This window comes from Micromonospora sp. DT229 (genome assembly GCF_049844505.1).
Taxonomy (GTDB): domain Bacteria; phylum Actinomycetota; class Actinomycetes; order Mycobacteriales; family Micromonosporaceae; genus Micromonospora.
The window spans coordinates 440,110-456,470 of record NZ_JBNCLD010000001.1; the positions used below are offsets into that span (position 1 = coordinate 440,110).

Annotated in this window: 17 protein-coding genes and 1 riboswitch; of the genes, 4 read left to right on the forward strand and 13 right to left on the reverse strand. The window is 72.0% G+C overall.

Annotated elements, in window-relative coordinates:
• The first annotated feature begins 153 nt into the window (after positions 1-153).
• Positions 154-534: an FKBP-type peptidyl-prolyl cis-trans isomerase gene (locus ACLQ2T_RS02120; RefSeq protein WP_425764280.1), complete on the forward strand. Its 381-nt coding sequence runs from the start codon at positions 154-156 to the stop codon at positions 532-534.
• Positions 535-741: 207 nt separating this feature from the next.
• On the opposite strand, the gene ACLQ2T_RS02125 is transcribed toward ACLQ2T_RS02120, so the two are convergent.
• The 5 genes from ACLQ2T_RS02125 to pdhA all read right to left on the reverse strand — a co-directional run bounded on the left by ACLQ2T_RS02125 (position 742) and on the right by pdhA (position 6,423).
• The gene (locus tag ACLQ2T_RS02125) at positions 742-1,086 is read right to left on the reverse strand and encodes an STAS domain-containing protein (protein ID WP_425764281.1); all 345 of its coding nucleotides are present in this window, start codon (positions 1,084-1,086) and stop codon (positions 742-744) included.
• Between the two features lie 231 nt (positions 1,087-1,317).
• A complete protein-coding gene (locus ACLQ2T_RS02130; protein ID WP_425764282.1) occupies positions 1,318-2,577 on the reverse strand; it encodes an Ig-like domain-containing protein in 1,260 nt (419 codons plus the stop codon).
• A 263-nt stretch (positions 2,578-2,840) separates the two neighbouring features.
• Positions 2,841-4,244 carry a dihydrolipoamide acetyltransferase family protein gene (locus ACLQ2T_RS02135; RefSeq protein ID WP_425764283.1) on the reverse strand — a complete coding sequence of 468 codons (1,404 nt, stop codon included), beginning with the start codon at positions 4,242-4,244 and terminating at the stop codon, positions 2,841-2,843.
• Entirely contained in the window at positions 4,241-5,257 is a 1,017-nt protein-coding gene (locus ACLQ2T_RS02140) for an alpha-ketoacid dehydrogenase subunit beta (protein WP_425764284.1), read from the reverse strand. The genes ACLQ2T_RS02135 and ACLQ2T_RS02140 overlap by 4 nt, the downstream gene beginning before the upstream one ends.
• Positions 5,257-6,423, reverse strand: a complete 1,167-nt coding sequence (gene pdhA / locus ACLQ2T_RS02145) for a pyruvate dehydrogenase (acetyl-transferring) E1 component subunit alpha (protein WP_425764285.1) — start codon at positions 6,421-6,423, stop codon at positions 5,257-5,259. Before pdhA ends, ACLQ2T_RS02140 begins: the two co-directional genes overlap by 1 nt.
• A 164-nt stretch (positions 6,424-6,587) precedes the next feature.
• Between pdhA and ACLQ2T_RS02150 the strand changes: the two genes are divergently transcribed.
• Positions 6,588-7,031, forward strand: coding sequence for an Lrp/AsnC family transcriptional regulator (locus ACLQ2T_RS02150; protein ID WP_425764415.1), 444 nt, complete (start codon positions 6,588-6,590; stop codon positions 7,029-7,031).
• Between the two features lie 6 nt (positions 7,032-7,037).
• Here the strand turns inward: ACLQ2T_RS02150 and ACLQ2T_RS02155 are convergent, their stop codons facing one another.
• Positions 7,038-8,009, reverse strand: coding sequence for a DNA polymerase domain-containing protein (locus ACLQ2T_RS02155; RefSeq protein ID WP_425764286.1), 972 nt, complete (start codon positions 8,007-8,009; stop codon positions 7,038-7,040).
• A gap of 247 nt (positions 8,010-8,256) precedes the next feature.
• On the opposite strand from ACLQ2T_RS02155, the gene ACLQ2T_RS02160 reads away from it, so the two are divergent.
• Positions 8,257-9,732 carry a S8 family peptidase gene (locus tag ACLQ2T_RS02160; protein ID WP_425764287.1) on the forward strand — a complete coding sequence of 492 codons (1,476 nt, stop codon included), beginning with the start codon at positions 8,257-8,259 and terminating at the stop codon, positions 9,730-9,732.
• Between the two features lie 66 nt (positions 9,733-9,798).
• Positions 9,799-9,888, forward strand: a riboswitch (ZMP/ZTP riboswitch).
• 19 nt (positions 9,889-9,907) lie between these two features.
• Entirely contained in the window at positions 9,908-11,344 is a 1,437-nt protein-coding gene (locus ACLQ2T_RS02165; RefSeq protein ID WP_425764288.1) for a glycine hydroxymethyltransferase, read from the forward strand.
• Between the two features lie 64 nt (positions 11,345-11,408).
• On the opposite strand, the gene ACLQ2T_RS02170 is transcribed toward ACLQ2T_RS02165, so the two are convergent.
• The 7 genes from ACLQ2T_RS02170 to ACLQ2T_RS02200 form a co-directional block, all read right to left on the reverse strand.
• Positions 11,409-11,669, reverse strand: a complete 261-nt coding sequence (locus ACLQ2T_RS02170) for a hypothetical protein (protein ID WP_013734497.1) — start codon at positions 11,667-11,669, stop codon at positions 11,409-11,411.
• Positions 11,670-11,930: 261 nt separating this feature from the next.
• Positions 11,931-12,248, reverse strand: a complete 318-nt coding sequence (locus ACLQ2T_RS02175) for an antibiotic biosynthesis monooxygenase family protein (RefSeq protein ID WP_425764289.1) — start codon at positions 12,246-12,248, stop codon at positions 11,931-11,933.
• The gene (locus tag ACLQ2T_RS02180) at positions 12,245-13,501 is read right to left on the reverse strand and encodes a beta-ketoacyl synthase N-terminal-like domain-containing protein (RefSeq protein ID WP_425764290.1); all 1,257 of its coding nucleotides are present in this window, start codon (positions 13,499-13,501) and stop codon (positions 12,245-12,247) included. The genes ACLQ2T_RS02175 and ACLQ2T_RS02180 overlap by 4 nt, the downstream gene beginning before the upstream one ends.
• On the reverse strand, positions 13,498-14,772 hold the full coding sequence (locus tag ACLQ2T_RS02185; RefSeq protein WP_425764291.1) for a beta-ketoacyl-[acyl-carrier-protein] synthase family protein: 1,275 nt from the start codon (positions 14,770-14,772) through the stop codon (positions 13,498-13,500). Before ACLQ2T_RS02185 ends, ACLQ2T_RS02180 begins: the two co-directional genes overlap by 4 nt.
• The gene (locus ACLQ2T_RS02190; RefSeq protein WP_425764292.1) at positions 14,769-15,167 is read right to left on the reverse strand and encodes a cupin domain-containing protein; all 399 of its coding nucleotides are present in this window, start codon (positions 15,165-15,167) and stop codon (positions 14,769-14,771) included. The genes ACLQ2T_RS02185 and ACLQ2T_RS02190 overlap by 4 nt, the downstream gene beginning before the upstream one ends.
• On the reverse strand, positions 15,160-15,894 hold the full coding sequence (locus ACLQ2T_RS02195) for an SRPBCC family protein (protein WP_425764293.1): 735 nt from the start codon (positions 15,892-15,894) through the stop codon (positions 15,160-15,162). The genes ACLQ2T_RS02190 and ACLQ2T_RS02195 overlap by 8 nt, the downstream gene beginning before the upstream one ends.
• Entirely contained in the window at positions 15,881-16,225 is a 345-nt protein-coding gene (locus ACLQ2T_RS02200; RefSeq protein WP_327025396.1) for a TcmI family type II polyketide cyclase, read from the reverse strand. The genes ACLQ2T_RS02195 and ACLQ2T_RS02200 overlap by 14 nt, the downstream gene beginning before the upstream one ends.
• Between the last annotated feature and the right edge of the window lie 136 nt (positions 16,226-16,361).

A 16,361-nucleotide genomic window follows, 5' to 3' on the forward strand; every position in this document is an offset into this window, starting at 1 on the left:
GATACAGGCGTATTGCCCTATATGCGGCGACCGAAAGTGCAAGATCGACGGGGAGGATGGGGGTGGGTGAGTTAGGGGGTGGGTGGTGGGAGGGGCTGTCGTAGCATCCGGCAGGATTGTGCTGACTGAAACCGACGTCACAGGAGAATTCGCATGAACCAGGCAGCGAGCAAGCCCGAGATCGGTCCGATCGAGGGAGCCCCGCCGGCCGACCTCGTGATCGAGGACATCACCGTCGGCAACGGACCGGAGGCCCAGCCTGGTCAGCTGGCACGAGTGCACTATGTCGGGGTGGCCCACTCCACCGGTGCCGAGTTCGACGCCTCCTGGAACCGTGGCGAGGCCTTCGAGTTCCCGCTCGGCGGGGGGCGGGTCATCGCCGGGTGGGACCAGGGCGTGGTGGGGATGCGGGTCGGGGGCCGACGCAAGCTGACCATCCCGCCGCACCTCGGCTACGGCAGCCGGGGTGCCGGTGGCGTCATCAAGCCCAACGAGACTTTGGTCTTCGTGGTCGACCTGCTCGGCCTGAGCTGACCGCGACGTCCGGCGCCGGCCCCGTGCCCGGCGCCGGACACCCGGCGGCACCACCTCGACGACACCGCGCCCCGGACGGCACCTTCCCGCCCGAACGGCAGCGTCGTTCTGAACGGCACTATCGGCCCGAACGGCACCGCCATCCCGAACGGCACCGCCATCCCGAGCGGCACCGTCGTTCCGCACCCGCCATCGCCCCCGGCGGCGTCACACCGACGCGAGGACCCGATCGGCCTCGACGATCGGAATGACCCGGCGCAGACCGGTGGCGCGCAGCACCCGGTCCACCACGGGCGGCGGGTCCACCAGCACCAGCTCGCCGCCCTGGGCCCGCACCCACAGTCGCGCCGCGAGCAGGGCACGCACGCCGGCCGCGGAGAGCAGCCGCACCTCGGAGAGATCCACGCGGAGTTCCGAACGGGTCGGCGCCGCCCAGAGCGCGGCCCGCAACGCCCCGACGGTGGCGATGTCGACCACACCGACCACGCGCACGCACACCACGTCGCCCGACACCGTGGTCTCGACGTGGAACCGTTCCTCGCGCTCTCGCATGAGTCGAACCTATCCGTCGGCACCGACACTTCCACCCTGCGCGAAGCGGGTTCCGGGTAGATCCAGGGCATGACCCGCAGGTACCTCGGGTCCACCCTAGGGAGGATCCCCCGCCAGGGTCCGTACCCCTCCGCCGCGACGACCCGGCACCCGACCTCCGCCGAATCCCGCGAACGCGCAACGGCCTCCGGGCCGGTCCGTGACGGGCCGGCCCGGAGGGTACGGTCGCTCTCAGCCGCCGCTGGTGGACGGGTCCGGCTCCGGGGAGCCGCCGGCCACCGCCCCCGGATCCGGCTCCTGCGTGGGGGTGGGTTGCAGCCCGGCCGGGACCGGCAGGGCGCTGCCCTTGGCGAACTGCTCCCAGCTGACGTTCCAGGCGGTCCAGCCGTTGCCCTCGCCGAGTTGGACCTCGGTGCCCTTGACGGTCACCAGGTCACCGACCTGGGTGACGCCCATCAGCCAGTCGGCGTTGGCCGCCGACAGGTTCGTGCAGCCGTGCGACACGTTGGTGGAGCCCTGATCCCCCTCCGACCAGGGTGCGCCGTGGATGAACTCACCGCCCCAGGTGAGCCGCTGCGCGTCCTCCACGTCGACGACGTACGGGTCCGCCGAACCCCGGGTGTCGAAGGTGGTGAAGTCGTGCTTCTCCATGATCACCATCTTGCCGCTGGAGGTCGGGGTGCTCGGCTTACCGAGACTGACCGGCAGCTTGCGCAGCAGTTTTCCGTCCTGGAAGACCGACATCCGCTTGGTCGCGTTGTCGATCTCCAACTGGACCTGCCGGCCGATCTTCGAGGTGGCCCGCTTGTCCGTGTCACCGACGTGTTCCTTGCCGATGGGCAGGCCCTCCAGGGCCGACCGGACGCTGATGGTCGTCCCCGGGCGCCAGAAGTCGGGGGCCCGGTAATAGACCTGACTGCCGTCGGAGACCCAGGACCAGGTGCCCGGCTGCGGCGGATCCGTCTTCACGAACAATCGGCGCTGCACATCCGCTCTCGCCTCTTTGGGAATTGGCGGGTCGAAGGCCACCGTTACCGGCATAGCCGTGCCGTACGTCCGATTTCCGGCGAAATACAGCACGCTACTGATGGCCGGCTTGGACGATTTGGCACCGGTGGTGAAGGTGGTCTTGCGAGTGATCGTGTCCCCTGAGTCACCGGCCACCACCACCTCGGCGGTGTAGGCGCGCTTGGGCGCCAGCGCCTTGTTCGGCACCCATCCGGTGCCGTCCTCGCGGGGCTCCGCCTCGACCGTGCCGCCCTTGTCGTCGGTGATGCGCACGGAGGTGACCCGCCCGTGTTTGACATCGGTGCCGATCTCGCCGCTGAGCGGCACCTCACGGGTGCCCTCGGCCGGGGTGACGGTCACCTCCGGTTTGGCTCGCGCCTCGGCGGGCTGCCCGGTCTTGCGGTCACTGGTACATGCCCCCAACGCCAGCGGTGCCGCCGCGACGGTCACCGCGAACAGCGTCAGTCGCCGCCTGAACCTCATGATGATCGTCCCCCCGTTTATCACTGCGGCCTCTGCCACATTCTCTCTACGGGGAACCGACATTTTCGCCATTCAGAAAAGCGCGGCGAAAAGCGCGACCAGGGCGCTTTTACGAATTCCGCACCGCAACGGCCCGGCAGTACCGGCCAGCGCAGCAACGGGTGGCCTGCGGGGTATGTCCCCACCCGTGCCCCGGACGCCGGTGCCGACGCCGAACGCGCCCGGCATCCGTACGGATGCCGGGCGCGAGGTTCGGGGCGGGCTCAGACGGCGGCGATGAGCAACTCCGGCCGCTCGACACAGTCGGCGACGTGCCGCAGGAACCCACCGGCCACCCCACCGTCGCAGACCCGGTGGTCGAAGGTGAGGCTGAGCTGGGTGACCTTGCGTACCGCCAGCTGACCCTCGACCACCCACGGCTTGTCGATGATCCGGCCCACACCTAGCAGGGCCGCCTCCGGGTGGTTGATGATCGGCGTGGAGCCGTCGACACCGAACACCCCGTAGTTGTTCAGGGTGAAGGTGCCGCCGGTCAGCCGTGCCGGTGGCAGTTCACCGGCCCGGGCCGCCTTCGTGGTGGCGGCCAGTTCGGCGGCCAGTTCGGCGGTGGTGAGCCGGTCGGCGTCGCGGAGCACCGGGACCAGCAGCCCACGGTCGGTCTGGGCGGCGATGCCCAGATGCACCCCGGCGGACTGCACGATCCGCTGGCCCTCGGTGTCGACCCGGGCGTTGAGCTGCGGGTAACGACGCAGCCCGGACAGGCAGATGCGGGCCAGCAGGGCCAGGATGCTCACCGGCTGGTCGGGGTGGGCGGCGTTGATCGCGGCCCGGGTCGCCAGTAGGGCGGTGGCGTCGGCGTCCACCCAGATGGTCACCTCGGGGATCTCCCGGCGACTGCGGGAGAGCTTGTCGGCGATCGCCTTGCGGATGCCGGTCAGCGGGATGACCACGTCCCGGGCGCCGGTCGGGGCCAGCCCGAGGTGCGCCGCCGGCTGCTCGACGGTGCCGGTGGGCGAGGCAACGGCGCTAGGCGAGGCAACGGCAATGGGCGGGGCCGCGGCGTCGGCCGCCGCCTCCACGTCCGCCCGCCGGATCACCCCACCGGGCCCGCTGCCGCGTACCGTGGCCAGGTCCACCCCGCGCTCGCGGGCCAGCCGACGCACGATCGGCGAGATGACCAGGGCCGTGGCCGACTGCGGCGACACGGGCGTGGCCACCGGAGCCGGGGCGGCCGGAGCCGGGGCCACAGGGGCCGGGGCCGTCGGGACCGAAGCCGGGGCGGCCGGCGAGGCCAGCGACGCGACGGGGCGGGCCCGCCGACGGCGGCGTGCCCCGCCGTGCCCGGTGCCGTACCCGATGAGGACGTTGCCGGAACCGGCCCGCTCCTCCTCCCGGTAGACGGCGTGCCCGGCCGGTTCGGACCCGCCGTCCGCCGCCACGGTGATCAGCGGCTGGCCGACCGGGCGTACCTCGCCCTCCGCGCCGTGCAGGGCCACGACCCGGCCGGCGTACGGGCAGGGCACGTCCACGACGGCCTTGGCGGTCTCGACCTCGACCACGGTCTGGTCGACCGTGACCACGTCACCGACCGCGACCCGCCACTGCACGATCTCCGCCTCGGAGAGCCCCTCCCCCAGGTCGGGAAGGAGGAAGACCTGCTCGCTCATGCCGGCACCCCGTCGGTCAGCCACCGGGAGTCCGGCTGGTCGTCCCACTGGAGGCGGGCCACGGCGTCGAGCACTCGGTCGACCGAGGGCAGGTGGGTGTGCTCCAGCATCGGCGCGGGGTACGGAATGTCCAGCCCGGACACCCGCAGCACCGGCGCGTGCAGGGCGTGGAAGCAGCGCTCCTGCACCCGGGCGGCGATCTCCGCGCCCACCCCGGCGAAGCCCTGCGCCTCCTGCACCACCACGCACCGGCCGGTACGGCGTACCGAGGCGGCGATCGTGGCGTCGTCGAAGGGCACGATGGTGCGTACGTCGACCACCTCCAGGTCCCAGCCCTCCTCCTTGGCGGCCTCGGCGGCCTCCAGGGCGACCGGCACCGCCGGGCCGTAGGCGACCAGGGTGGCGTCGCGACCGGGGCGTCGCACGACCGCCCGACCGAAGGGCTCGGTACGCGCCGAGGGATCCGCCTCGCCGCTGGCGAAGTAGAGCTTCTTCGGCTCCATGAAGACCACCGGGTCCGGGTCGTCGATCGCCTCGCGCAGCAGGGAGTACGCGTCGGCGACGGTCGCCGGGGTGACCACCTTCAGGCCCGGGGTGTGCGCGTAGTACGCCTCGGAGGAGTCGCAGTGGTGCTCCACGCCGCCGATGCCGCCGGCGTACGGCACCCGGATGACCATGGGCACGCTGAGCGCCCCCCGGGTGCGGTTGCGCATCTTCGCCACGTGCGAGGCGATCTGCTCGAAGGCCGGGTACGCGAAGGCGTCGAACTGCATCTCGACCACCGGGCGAAGCCCGGACATGGCCAGCCCGACGGCGAACCCGACGATGCCGGCCTCGGCCAGCGGGGTGTCGAAGCAGCGCTTGTCGCCGAAGCGGGCCTGCAATCCGTCGGTGATCCGGAAGACCCCGCCCAACTGGCCGACGTCCTCGCCGAAGACGACTACCCGCTCGTCGTCGAGCATCGCGTCGGCGAGGGCGGCGTTGAGGGCCTTCGCCATCGTCATGGTGGCCATCAGGCGTCCTCCTCCTGGGTCGCGGCCAACTCGGCGCGGACCTGCTCCCGCTGCTCCACCAACTGCGGGGTGGGCTCGGCGTAGACGTGCTCGAAGAGGCTCAGCGGGTCGACCGTGGGCTGGGCGTTCATCCGCTCGCGCAGCCGTGCGGCGTACGTCTCGGCCTCCTCGGCGATCTCGGCGACGGCGGCGTCGTCGAGCGCCTCGCGGGCCCGCAGGTAGCTCTCCAGCCGGGCGATCGGGTCCCGGTCGCGCCAGGCCTCGACCTCCTCGGCGTCGCGGTAGCGGGTCTGGTCGTCGGCGTTGGTGTGCGGCTCCATCCGGTAGGTGTGCGCCTCCACCAGGTACGGACCCTTGCCGGCCCGGGCGTGGGCGACCGCCCGGTTCAGCACGGCCAGCACCGCCACCGGGTCGTTGCCGTCGACCTGCTCGCTCGGCACCCCGTAGCCGACGCCCTTGTAGGCCAGGGTCGGCGCGGCGGTCTGCCGGGACAACGGGACGCTGATCGCGTACCGGTTGTTCTGCACGAAGTAGACGACCGGCGCCTTGAACACGGCGGCGAAGTTGACGCCCTCGTGGAAGTCGCCCTCGCTGGTGGCGCCGTCACCGATGTAGACGAACGCGACCGTGTCGCGACCCTGGTACGACTCGCCGTAGGCCAGGCCGGCGGCGTGCACGCACTGGGTGGCCAGCGGGGTGCACTGCGGAGCGGTACGCACCACGGTGGGGTCGTACCCGCAGTGCCAGTCGCCGCGCAGCAGGGTGAGCACCTCGACCGGGTCGATGCCCCGGGCGGTCAGCGCCATCGACTCGCGGTAGGTGGGGAACACCCAGTCGTCCTCGCGCAGGGCCAGGACGCCGCCGACCTGGCAGGCCTCCTGACCTCGGGAGGAGGGGTAGACGGCCAGCCGGCCCTGCTTGGTCAGCGCGGTGGCCTGCGCGTCGAAGCGTCGGCCGATCACCATCCGCCGGTACATCTCGCGCAGCGCCTCGACGGGCGGCTCGGGATAGTCGGGGTGGGCCGGCAGCGGGGTGCCGTCGGAGTTCAGCAGCCGGACCGGTTCGGCCTGCGGCATCAGGCCGGCGGACGGGTCCGGTGCGGCCGGGGTGGCCGGCCGGCGCTTTCGCGGGGATGCCCTGCGCGCCGTCTGGGGGGTCGTCGTCACGGCGGAACCTCCTGGACGTGTGGTGGCCCTATGCTCCTGTGGTCGGATGATTGACTCAAGATCCCCGGAGAACGCGGGATGATTGGCACTTCAGGGAGGCTAGCGTGGGCCAGGAGACCGTCAAGGGCCCGACCGTGACGAGCGCCACGGGACGTTCGGCACAACTGGACGAGGTGGACCGGCGGTTGCTCGACGAACTGACCCGCGACGGGCGGATCTCCATCCGTACCCTGGCCGAGCGGGTGCACGTGTCCCGGACCAACGCGTACGCCCGGGTGGAGCGGCTGGTCCGGGACGGGGTGATCACCGGGTTCACCGCTCGGGTCGCCCCGGAACCGGCCGGGTTGGGCACCTCGGCGTACATCGCCCTGACCATCCGGCAGAACACCTGGCGGGAGGTCTCCGCGGAACTCGCCCGGGTGCGCTACGTCGAGCATGTGGCGCTGCTCAGCGGCGAGCACGACGTGCTGGCCCTGGTACGGGCGCCGGACAACGCCACCCTGCGGGACGTGGTGCTGGACCGGGTGCAGCGCATCTCCGGGGTGCTGTCCACCCGAAGCTGGCTGGTGTTCGAGGAGTACGCCGGGGTCGACAGCCCCTGGTCGTAGCGCGGGTCACCGCTCCGGCGGCGCCGCCAGCCCTTCCCGGTCGGCCAGTTCCAGCAGGGGTTCCAGACCGAATCGTCGGCCGTCCAGGCCGGCGTGCGGGTCGCCGCGTTCGGCGAAGCGGCCCGGCATGCTCACCACGTCGAAGTCCTCCGGCCGGACCTGGTCCAACTCGGCCCAGTCCAGCGGCGCGGACACCAGGGCCGCCGGGGTGGGCCGGATCGAGTACGCCGAGGTCATGGTGTGGTCCCGGGCCATCTGGTTGTAGTCGATGAAGATCGGCCGATCCCGCTGCTCACGCCACCAGGTGGTGGTGACCAGGTCGGGACGGCGGCGCTGCAGCTCACGGCCCAGCGCCAGCACGGCCCGTCGGCAGTCGCCGAAGCTCCACCGGGGTTCGATGGAGAGGTAGACGTGCAGGCCACGTCCGCCGGTGGTCTTGGGGTAGCCGACCAGGCCCAACTCCTCCAGGAAGGCGCGTACCTCCTGGGCCACCGGCACCACCTGGTCGAACCCGACCCCGGGCATCGGGTCCAGGTCGATGCGCAGCTGGTCGGGTCGCTCGACGTCGGCCCGGGTCACCGGCCACGGATGGAATCGCAGGGTGCCCAGGTTGACCGCCCAGATCACCACGGCCAACTCCCCCGGCGCGACCTCGTCGGCGGTCCGGCCGCTGGGGAAGGTCAGGTGGGCGGTGCCCACCCAGTCGGGCGCGCCCGCCGGCACCCGCTTCTGATAGAAGGCGTCCCCCCGGTTGCTCTGCCGGGTGGCCACGGTCGCCCCCTCGAACACCCCCCGGGGCCAGCGTTCCAGCATGGTCGGCCGGTCCCGCAACGCTCGCAGGATGCCCTCACCCACGGCCAGGAAGTAGCGCACCACATCCAGCTTGGTCAGGCCACGCTCTGGGAAGTACGGCTTGTCCGGGCTGGAGACGCGCACGATCCGCTGCCCCACCTGGATCTCCTCGGCCCCGCGTGCCATGGACCTCACCCTAGGGGTGGTACCGGCGGGTTGCGGCGCAACAGCACCGATCGATCCGGCCAGAGCTGCCGACGGCGCCGGCCGCCCCGCTGCACCCGCTCTGGCACCTGCCGATGTCCTGGGCTGTAACGCCACAAATCGACAGGACGCTTGTGGTCTTGAAGGGCGGGCAAGCCGTCCGTCACCGCCGGGCCGCCTCCCGCCAGGAGCCTCACCCGACGGGTCACACCCTGGGGAGACTGTGAACATGCTCCGTCGTACGGCACTCGCCGTGGCGGCCGTCGTGGCCCTCGGTGCCGGTGTCACCGGCACCGCCACCGGCACGGCCACCGCCTCGGCCACCGACGCCGAGGCCACCTACCTGGTGCTCGCACCCCAGGGCGACACAGTCGACCGGGCGCTGGCGCGGGTGGCCGCCGCCGACGGCCGGGTGGTGGCCGACTACCGGCAGATCGGGGTGCTGATCGTCCGCTCGGCCAACCGTGACTTCGTCACCGACGCCGCCGGGGCGGGGATCGAGTCCGTGGCCCCCACCGCCGGGCTGGGCACCGTCCTGGACGAGGGCCACACCGTGGAGCTGACCGAGGCCGAGACGGCGGCCTCGACGGCCGACCCGGGCACCGAACCCCTCTTCGACCGGCAGTGGGCCATGCCGATGATCGACCTGCCGCAGGCCCACACGATCACCACCGGCAGCGCCGAGGTGCTGGTGGGGGTGCTGGACAGCGGCATCTCCAGCAGCCACCCCGATCTGGCCACCCAGATCGCCCGGGACAAGAGCGTCTCCTGCCTGGGCGGAGTGGCCGACCCCACGGAGGCGGCCTGGAATCCCACCACCTCCGACCACGGCACCCATGTGGCCGGGATCATCGCCGCCGCCCGCAACGGGGTCGGGGTGACCGGGGTGGCCCCGGGGGTCAAGGTGGCCGCGGTGAAGGTCGTCGACAACGAGGGCTACATCTATCCGGAGGCTGCGGTCTGCGGCTTCATGTGGGCCGCCGAGCAGGGCATGCAGCTGACCAACAACAGCTACTACCTCGACCCGTGGGAGCTGAACTGCCGCAACGACCCCCGCCAGCGCCCGGTGTGGCAGGCCGTGCAGCGGGCCCTGCGCTACTCGCAGAGCAAGGGGGTGCTCCATGTTGCCTCCGCCGGCAACGCCAACCACGACCTGGCCCACCGGTTCGTCGACTCCGGCAGCCCGAACAACGGCATACCGGAGGTACGCGAGATCACCGGCGCCTGCCTCGTGCTGCCCGCCCAGGCCCCGGGGGTGGTGACCGTCGCCGCGGTCGGGCCGACCGGAGCCAAGAGCTACTACTCCTCGTACGGCCAGGGGGTCGTCGATGTGACCGCCCCCGGCGGCGACAGTCGGGTCCGTACCCAGGGCCTGGCCGCGACCACCACGGACGCCGTCCTGTCGACCACCTACAACACGGTGACCCGGACCGACGGCTGGGGGTGGAAGCAGGGCACCTCGATGTCCGCTCCCCATGTCACCGGGGTGGCGGCCCTGGCCCGGTCGGTTCACCCCGGCATGAACCCCGGGCAGTTGTCGGCGCTGCTGGAGCGCACCGCCGTGCCCCAGCCCTGCCCGTCGGGCCGCTACGACCCGGTGCCCCTGCTGCCGAACCCGGCCGACTACTCGGCCACCTGCCAGGGCGGTACGCGCAACGGCTTCCACGGTGCCGGCCTGGTCAACGCCGACCGGGCGGTGCGGTGACTCCCGGCGGGCTACCGCACCCGGGACCGGACCCCACCGAGGGCCGACACCGCACCGGGTAGGATCGGCGCGGGCCGTGACTGGCGCGTGGGGATGGAGCACCATCGGGAAGCGGTCCCGTCACAACGACGCACGCCGAGCGCCTGGGCCTTCCGCACCATCCTCAGGAGGTCGCATGTCGCCCAACGCCGAGTCCACCGCCTTCCGTAGCGCCCTGGAGGTCATCCGCTCCGTGGAGCCGCGCGTCGCCGACGCGATCGGTGCGGAGCTGGCCGACCAGCGTGAGTCGCTCAAGCTGATCGCCAGCGAGAACTACGCCTCGCCGGCCACCCTGCTGGCGATGGGCAACTGGTTCAGCGACAAGTACGCCGAGGGCACGGTGGGCCGCCGGTTCTACGCCGGCTGCCAGAACGTCGACACGGTCGAGGCGCTGGCCGCCGAGCACGCCCGGGAGCTGTTCGGCGCGGCGCACGCCTACGTGCAGCCGCATTCGGGCATCGACGCCAACCTGGTGGCATTCTGGGCGATCCTGGCCGACCGGGTGGAGGCCCCGGCGCTGAAGCGGGCGCAGGCCCGGCACGTCAACGACCTCACCGAGGCGGACTGGTTCGCCCTGCGCCGGGAGCTGGGCGACCAGCGGATGCTCGGCATGTCCCTGGACGCCGGTGGGCACCTCACCCACGGCTTCCGCCCGAACATCTCCGGCAAGATGTTCGACCAGCGCAGCTACGGCACCGACCCGGCGACCGGCCTGGTCGACTACGACAAGGTCGCCGAGGTCGCCCGCGAGTTCCGGCCGTTGGTGCTGGTGGCCGGCTACTCGGCGTACCCCCGGAAGGTCAACTTCCGGATCATGCGGGAGATCGCCGACTCCGTCGGGGCCACCTTCATGGTCGACATGGCCCACTTCGCCGGCCTGGTGGCGGGCAAGGTCTTCACCGGTGACTTCGACCCGGTGCCGCACGCGCACATCGTCACCACCACCACCCACAAGTCGCTGCGAGGCCCGCGCGGTGGCATGGTGCTCTGCGGCCCGGAACTGGCCGAGCAGGTGGACCGGGGCTGCCCGATGGTGCTCGGCGGCCCCCTGCCGCACGTGATGGCCGCCAAGGCGGTCGCGCTGGCCGAGGCCCGGCGCCCCGACTTCGCCGACTACGCCCAGCGCATCGTCGACAACGCCAAGGCCCTGGCCGAGGGTCTGCTGCGCCGGGGCGCGAAGCTGGTCACCGGGGGGACGGACAACCACCTGGTGCTGATCGACGTCACCGGGTACGGCCTGACCGGCCGGCAGGCCGAGCAGGCGCTGCTGGACTCGGGCATCGTCACCAACCGCAACGCGGTGCCGCAGGACCCCAACGGCGCCTGGTACACCTCCGGCATCCGGATCGGCACCCCGGCCCTGACCACCCGTGGGCTGGGCACCGCGGAGATGGACGCCACCGCCGAGTTGATCCACGCCGTGCTCAGCCAGACCACCCCCGGTACCGGTCCGGACGGCGCCGCCAGCAAGGCGAAGTACAACCTCGACCCCGCCCTGGCCGACAAGATCAGCCGGCAGGCCACCGACCTGCTCGCCGGCTTCCCGCTGTACCCGAACGTCGACCTGGGCTGACCGAAGCATCTTCCGGCCGGTCCGGCGCCCTGCGGCGCCGGACCGGCCGCTCTGCGCTGCCGCCTCAGTTCAGCGGGCGCTTGAGGTGGTAGCGGTGGACCTCGGTGCTGCCCTGCACGTTGTTCACGTCCTCGGCGGCCGTGACGAGTTCCCAGCCCTCCCGGCCGACCCGGTTGAGATGCGCGACCGCGGTGTCACCGTAGGCGGTGACATCCTTGCGCGACCCGTCGGGGCCGTACCAGACGAACGTGACGTGAAAGTTCCGGCCCTGCCCCTGATAGCGGCGGACCAACAAGGCGTACTCCCAGGCAACCATGCGATCCATTATGACCGTCCATCCAGGACAAGAACACGGGGGCCGTCACAGGTTGCGAACGGGTGAACGCGCTACGTCAGACCTCCGGTGAGAATCCGGTCATCGGTACGGTACGCCGCTGCCGGGCCACCCTGGGATCGGCGCAACCAGCCAGGGCCAACGCATCGCGCAGTTCGTCAGCGCGGTGTCCGCGCTCTCACCGGGAGTCGATCCAGAGCAGTATCGCGGCACGGTCGGTCGACGTCATCGCCATGCTCCCGATCCGTCCGCTCACCCTCCGGTCGGGACCGGGGTCTGGGCGTGGACGTGGAACCGCAGCGACCGGGCGTCGGTGAAGCACTCACGCATCGGCAGGACCAGATCCCGGTGTTCCGGGCTGCGTTCCCAGGCTTCGAAGTCGGCCAGGCTGGCCCACTCGCTGGTGATCAGCCACTGCTCCGGGTCGGTGGCCGAGCGGCACACCTGGTCGACCAGGTGCCCCGGCACCCCGTCGGCGACCAGGTGCCGGACCGCCTCGTAGGCCCGCAGGAAGTCCTCGGTGCGCTCGGTGGGCACCCGGACGAGGAAGACGACCCGTCCTCGTGTCATGGTTGGTCCTCTCCGACCGGGGCGGTGCCGCGCAGCACCAGCGCACTGTTGAAACCGTCGAAGCCCCGCGCGCAGACCAGGCCCACCCGGGTACGGGGACGGCGCGGCTCACGCAGGAAGTCCAGTTCGCAGCCCTCGGCCACCTGCTCCGGGCCGGCCGAGGGGGGCAGGGTGTCCTGGGCGAAGGCGAGCAGGAGGGTGGCCACGTCCAGGGCCGATCCGCCCTGGTGCGCCCGTCCGGTGAGGGTCTTGTGGGTGCTGACCGGCGGTGCCGTACCGGCGAAGACCGCGCGCAGCGCGGCGGCCTCGGCCCGGTCGTAGCGGGCCACCCCCAGGGCGTCCGGCACCACCAGGTCCACCTCGTGCGGCTCGACCCCGGCCCGACCGAGGGCCAGCCGCATCGCGCGGGCGTACTGGTAGGGGTCACCGGAGCTGTCGGCGGTGGTGTGCGCCGCGTCGTGGGTGGCGCCCCAGCCGGTCACCTCGCCGTAGCCGCGCGCCCCCCGTGCCCGGGCGTGCTCGTACTCCTCGACGACGAAGACGGCGCCCCCCTCGGCGGGCAGGTAGCCGCTGGTAGCGGCGTCGAAGGGCAGGTAGGCCCGCTGCGGGTCGTCCGACCCGCTGAGCAGGCCGGAGCGCAGTTGGCAGGCCAGCGCGTACGGGCTCAGCGGGCATTCGGTCGCCCCGGCCAGCACCACCCGGGCACCCCGGCGGATGGTGCGTACGGCCTGGGCCAGGCTGTCCAGGCCACCGGCCGACTCGGTCACCAGCACCCCGCAGGGACCCTTGGCCTGGTGCGCGATGGACAGTTGCCCGACGCTGGCCGCGTAGAACCAGGCGATCGACTGGTACGCCCCGACCGTGCGGCTCGGCGAGGACCAGAGCCGTTGCAACTCCCGCTGGCCGAACAGGTTCCCGCCGGAGGAACTGGCCAGAGTGACCGCCCAGCCGTACGGGTCGAGCGGGCGTTCGGGCAGGCCGGCGTCCGCCAGGGCCAGTCGGGTGGCCACGAACCCCAGGTGGGTCCAGCGGTCGGTCTGCACCAGCACCCGGTTGTCGATGTAGCGGGCCGGTTCGAAGTCCGGCACCTCACCTGCCAGTCGGGTCGGGTACCCGGCGGCGTCGAACAGGGTGATCGGGCCGGTACGCCGCTGACCGGACAGCACCGTACGCCAGTGGGCCTGCTTGCCGACCCCGCTGGGGGCGACCACCCCGATGCCGGTCACCACCGCCCGGCGGCGCTGCTCGCTCACCGGACCCCCTGCCGGGCCAGTCGACGGAACAGCATCGCCGACTGGAACCCGCCGAAGCCGCTACCGACCGACAGGGCCACCTCCACCGGCACCTCCCGCGCCTCGTTGGGCACATAGTCCAGGTCGCACTCCGGATCCCGGGTGGTCCAGTTGGCGGTGGGGGGCACCACCCCGTACTCGATGGCCAGGGCGCAGGCGGCCATCTCGATGGATCCGATCGCGCCCAGGGAGTGCCCGACCATCGACTTGATGGAGCTGATCGGCACCCGGTACGCCGCCGACCCGAGCGCCAGTTTGAAGGCGGCCGTCTCGTGCCGGTCGTTCTGCCGGGTGCCGGAGCCGTGCGCGCTGATGTAGGAGACCTGCTGGGGGGCGATCGCGGCCTGACGCAACGTGTCGCCGATGGCCAGCGCCATCTCCACCCCGTCGGGGCGCAGCCCGGTCATGTGGTAACCGTTGCTGCGGCTGGCGTAGCCGGCCACCTCGCAGTAGATGTGCGCGCCGCGTCGCCGGGCGTGCCCGGCCTCCTCCAACACCAGCACCGCCGCCCCCTCGGCCAGCACGAAGCCGTGCCGGTCGGCGTCGAAGGGCCGGGAGGCGTGCGCCGGGTCGTCGTTGTCCGGGCTGGTGGCCCCGATGGCGTCGAAGGAGGCCACGGTGACCGGGGAGATGGGCGAGTCGGCGGCCCCGGCCAGCACGATGTCCGCCTCACCGTCGACGATGAGCTGGTGGGCGTAGCCGATCGCGTCGATGCCGGAGGTGCAGCCGGTGGAGACCACCTGGGCCGGGCCGTGCAGGCCGTGCGCGCAGGCCACGTCGGCGGCCAGGCTGCTGGGCACCAGGGCCTGGTACAGGTACGGGCCGCCGAGCGCGGCGTCGACCAGCCAGCGTCGCCCGCTGTCGCTGACCGTCACGTACTCCTGTTCCAGGGCCATGGTGCCGCCGACGGCGGTGCCGAGCACCACCCCGGCCCGGTCCCGCTCGGCGTCGGTGAGGGTCAGGCCGCTGTCGGCGACCGCCTCGGCGGCGCAGGCCAGCGCGAACTGTACGTACCGGTCGGCGCGTCGCCGCTGGGCCAGGGTGAGTCCGGCGGCGTCCGGGTCGAAGTCGCATTCGGCGGCGATCTGGGAGCGGAAGGGCGTCGGGTCGAAGAAGCTGATCCGGCGGGTGGCGGTGCGTCCCTCGGTGATGGTCTTCCAGAACCGGTCCCGGGTCACCCCGCCGGGGGCCACCACCCCGATCCCGGTCACCACGGTCTGCCGGCCGGTCACGATCCGTCCCGCTGCTCGACCAGCTCGGTGTCGACATGGCCGAGTTCCGGGCGGGGGGCCAACGGGCCCAGGTGGAAGACCACCTCGGCGGGGAGGTCACCGGTGTTGCGGAGCCGGTGGCGGACGTTGCGGGCGACGAACAGGGCCTCACCGGCGGTCAGCGCGACCGGCTCGTCGTCGAGGTCCACGGTGATCGCACCCCGGACGACATAGAGGAACTCCTCGCTGTACGGGTGGTAGTGCTCCGCGATCCGCTCTCCCGGCGCCATGCTCGCCACCCCCATGAAACCGGAGGTGGCCCCGACCGTACGGGGGCCGAGCAGCACCCGCAGTTCGCCACCGCGACGGCGGTCGACGGGCACGTCCCGCGCGGCCACCAGGGCCAGGTCACGCATCGTCGCCTCCGGTGGCCGCCCCGGCGGGCCGGGCCTCGGCCAGCCGTTCGATCCGCTCCTTGATGACGGCGAGCTGCACCTGGCTGTTGGCGTTGATCCGCTCGGTCATCCCGGCGTTGTCCAGCGGCGCGGTCCGCTTCATCGCGAAGTCCTGCACCCAGGTCATCCGTACCCCCTCCGGTTCCTCGGTGTAGGTCCAGTGGATGCGCATGTACTCGAACGGACCGGTCTCCACCCGACGGGCCCGCACCTGCCGGGTGGCCCGGTCGCAGGTGCGTTCGCTGACCCAACTCCAGGCCACCCCGTTCTCGTCGGGGTGCATGGTCAGCCGGAACCGCACGGTGTCGCCGTCGGAGGCGAGGATCTCGGCCCGGGCGTACTCGGTGAACAGGTCGGGCCAGCCGGCCACGTCGTTGGTGACGGACCAGACCAGCTCCAGGGGTGCGGCGATGACGATGCTGTTCTCGGTGTGCCCGGGCGGGGCGGTGCCCCGGGAGACCAGGTCGGCCACGGCCGGGATGCTCAGCCGGGCGGCCTGCTCGGGGATGCGTACCCGCCACCGGTCGGCGACGACAGCGGTCAGTTCCAGCAAGGCGAGGGAGTCCATCCCCAGTTCCTCCAGGGAGGCGGCCGGCTCACGGGCGGCCGCGGCCGGGTCCAGCCCGCAGTTGGTCACCAGGATGTCGGTGATCTCCTCGGTCAGCGAGCCGCCATCAGTGACGGTCATGATCCCTCCTCGGTTCGGCGTCGAAGCGGTAGAAGCAGCGGGCCATCGCGTCCCGAGGCGAACGCCAGTCGGGCAGGTACGGCGTGACGTACGGACGCAGTCGGGTGCTGATCCTTAGGAACTCCGGATGCTCCCGGGCCGCCTCGACCGCGCCGTCGCCCGGCGTGTCGGTCTCCAACAGGTGCACGTACAGGTCGTGCAGCCGGTACAGCGACCGGTGTGACACCCCGACGAGGTGTGGCAGCTCGGTCGTGTCGGATTCGGCGAAGATCTCGGCGACCAGCTTCTCGGCGGTCGGGACCACCTTCGCCACGATCAGCGTTCGGTCCATGTCGGCTCCTCCCCGCCCGGTGCCCCGGTCGACTGGCCACACCTTGCGGATCAGGCCGTCACCCAGGCGTCACCGACACCCCCCACCGACTCCGACCTTCGTGACGCTGCGTTGACGCAGCCTGTGATCTAGCTGT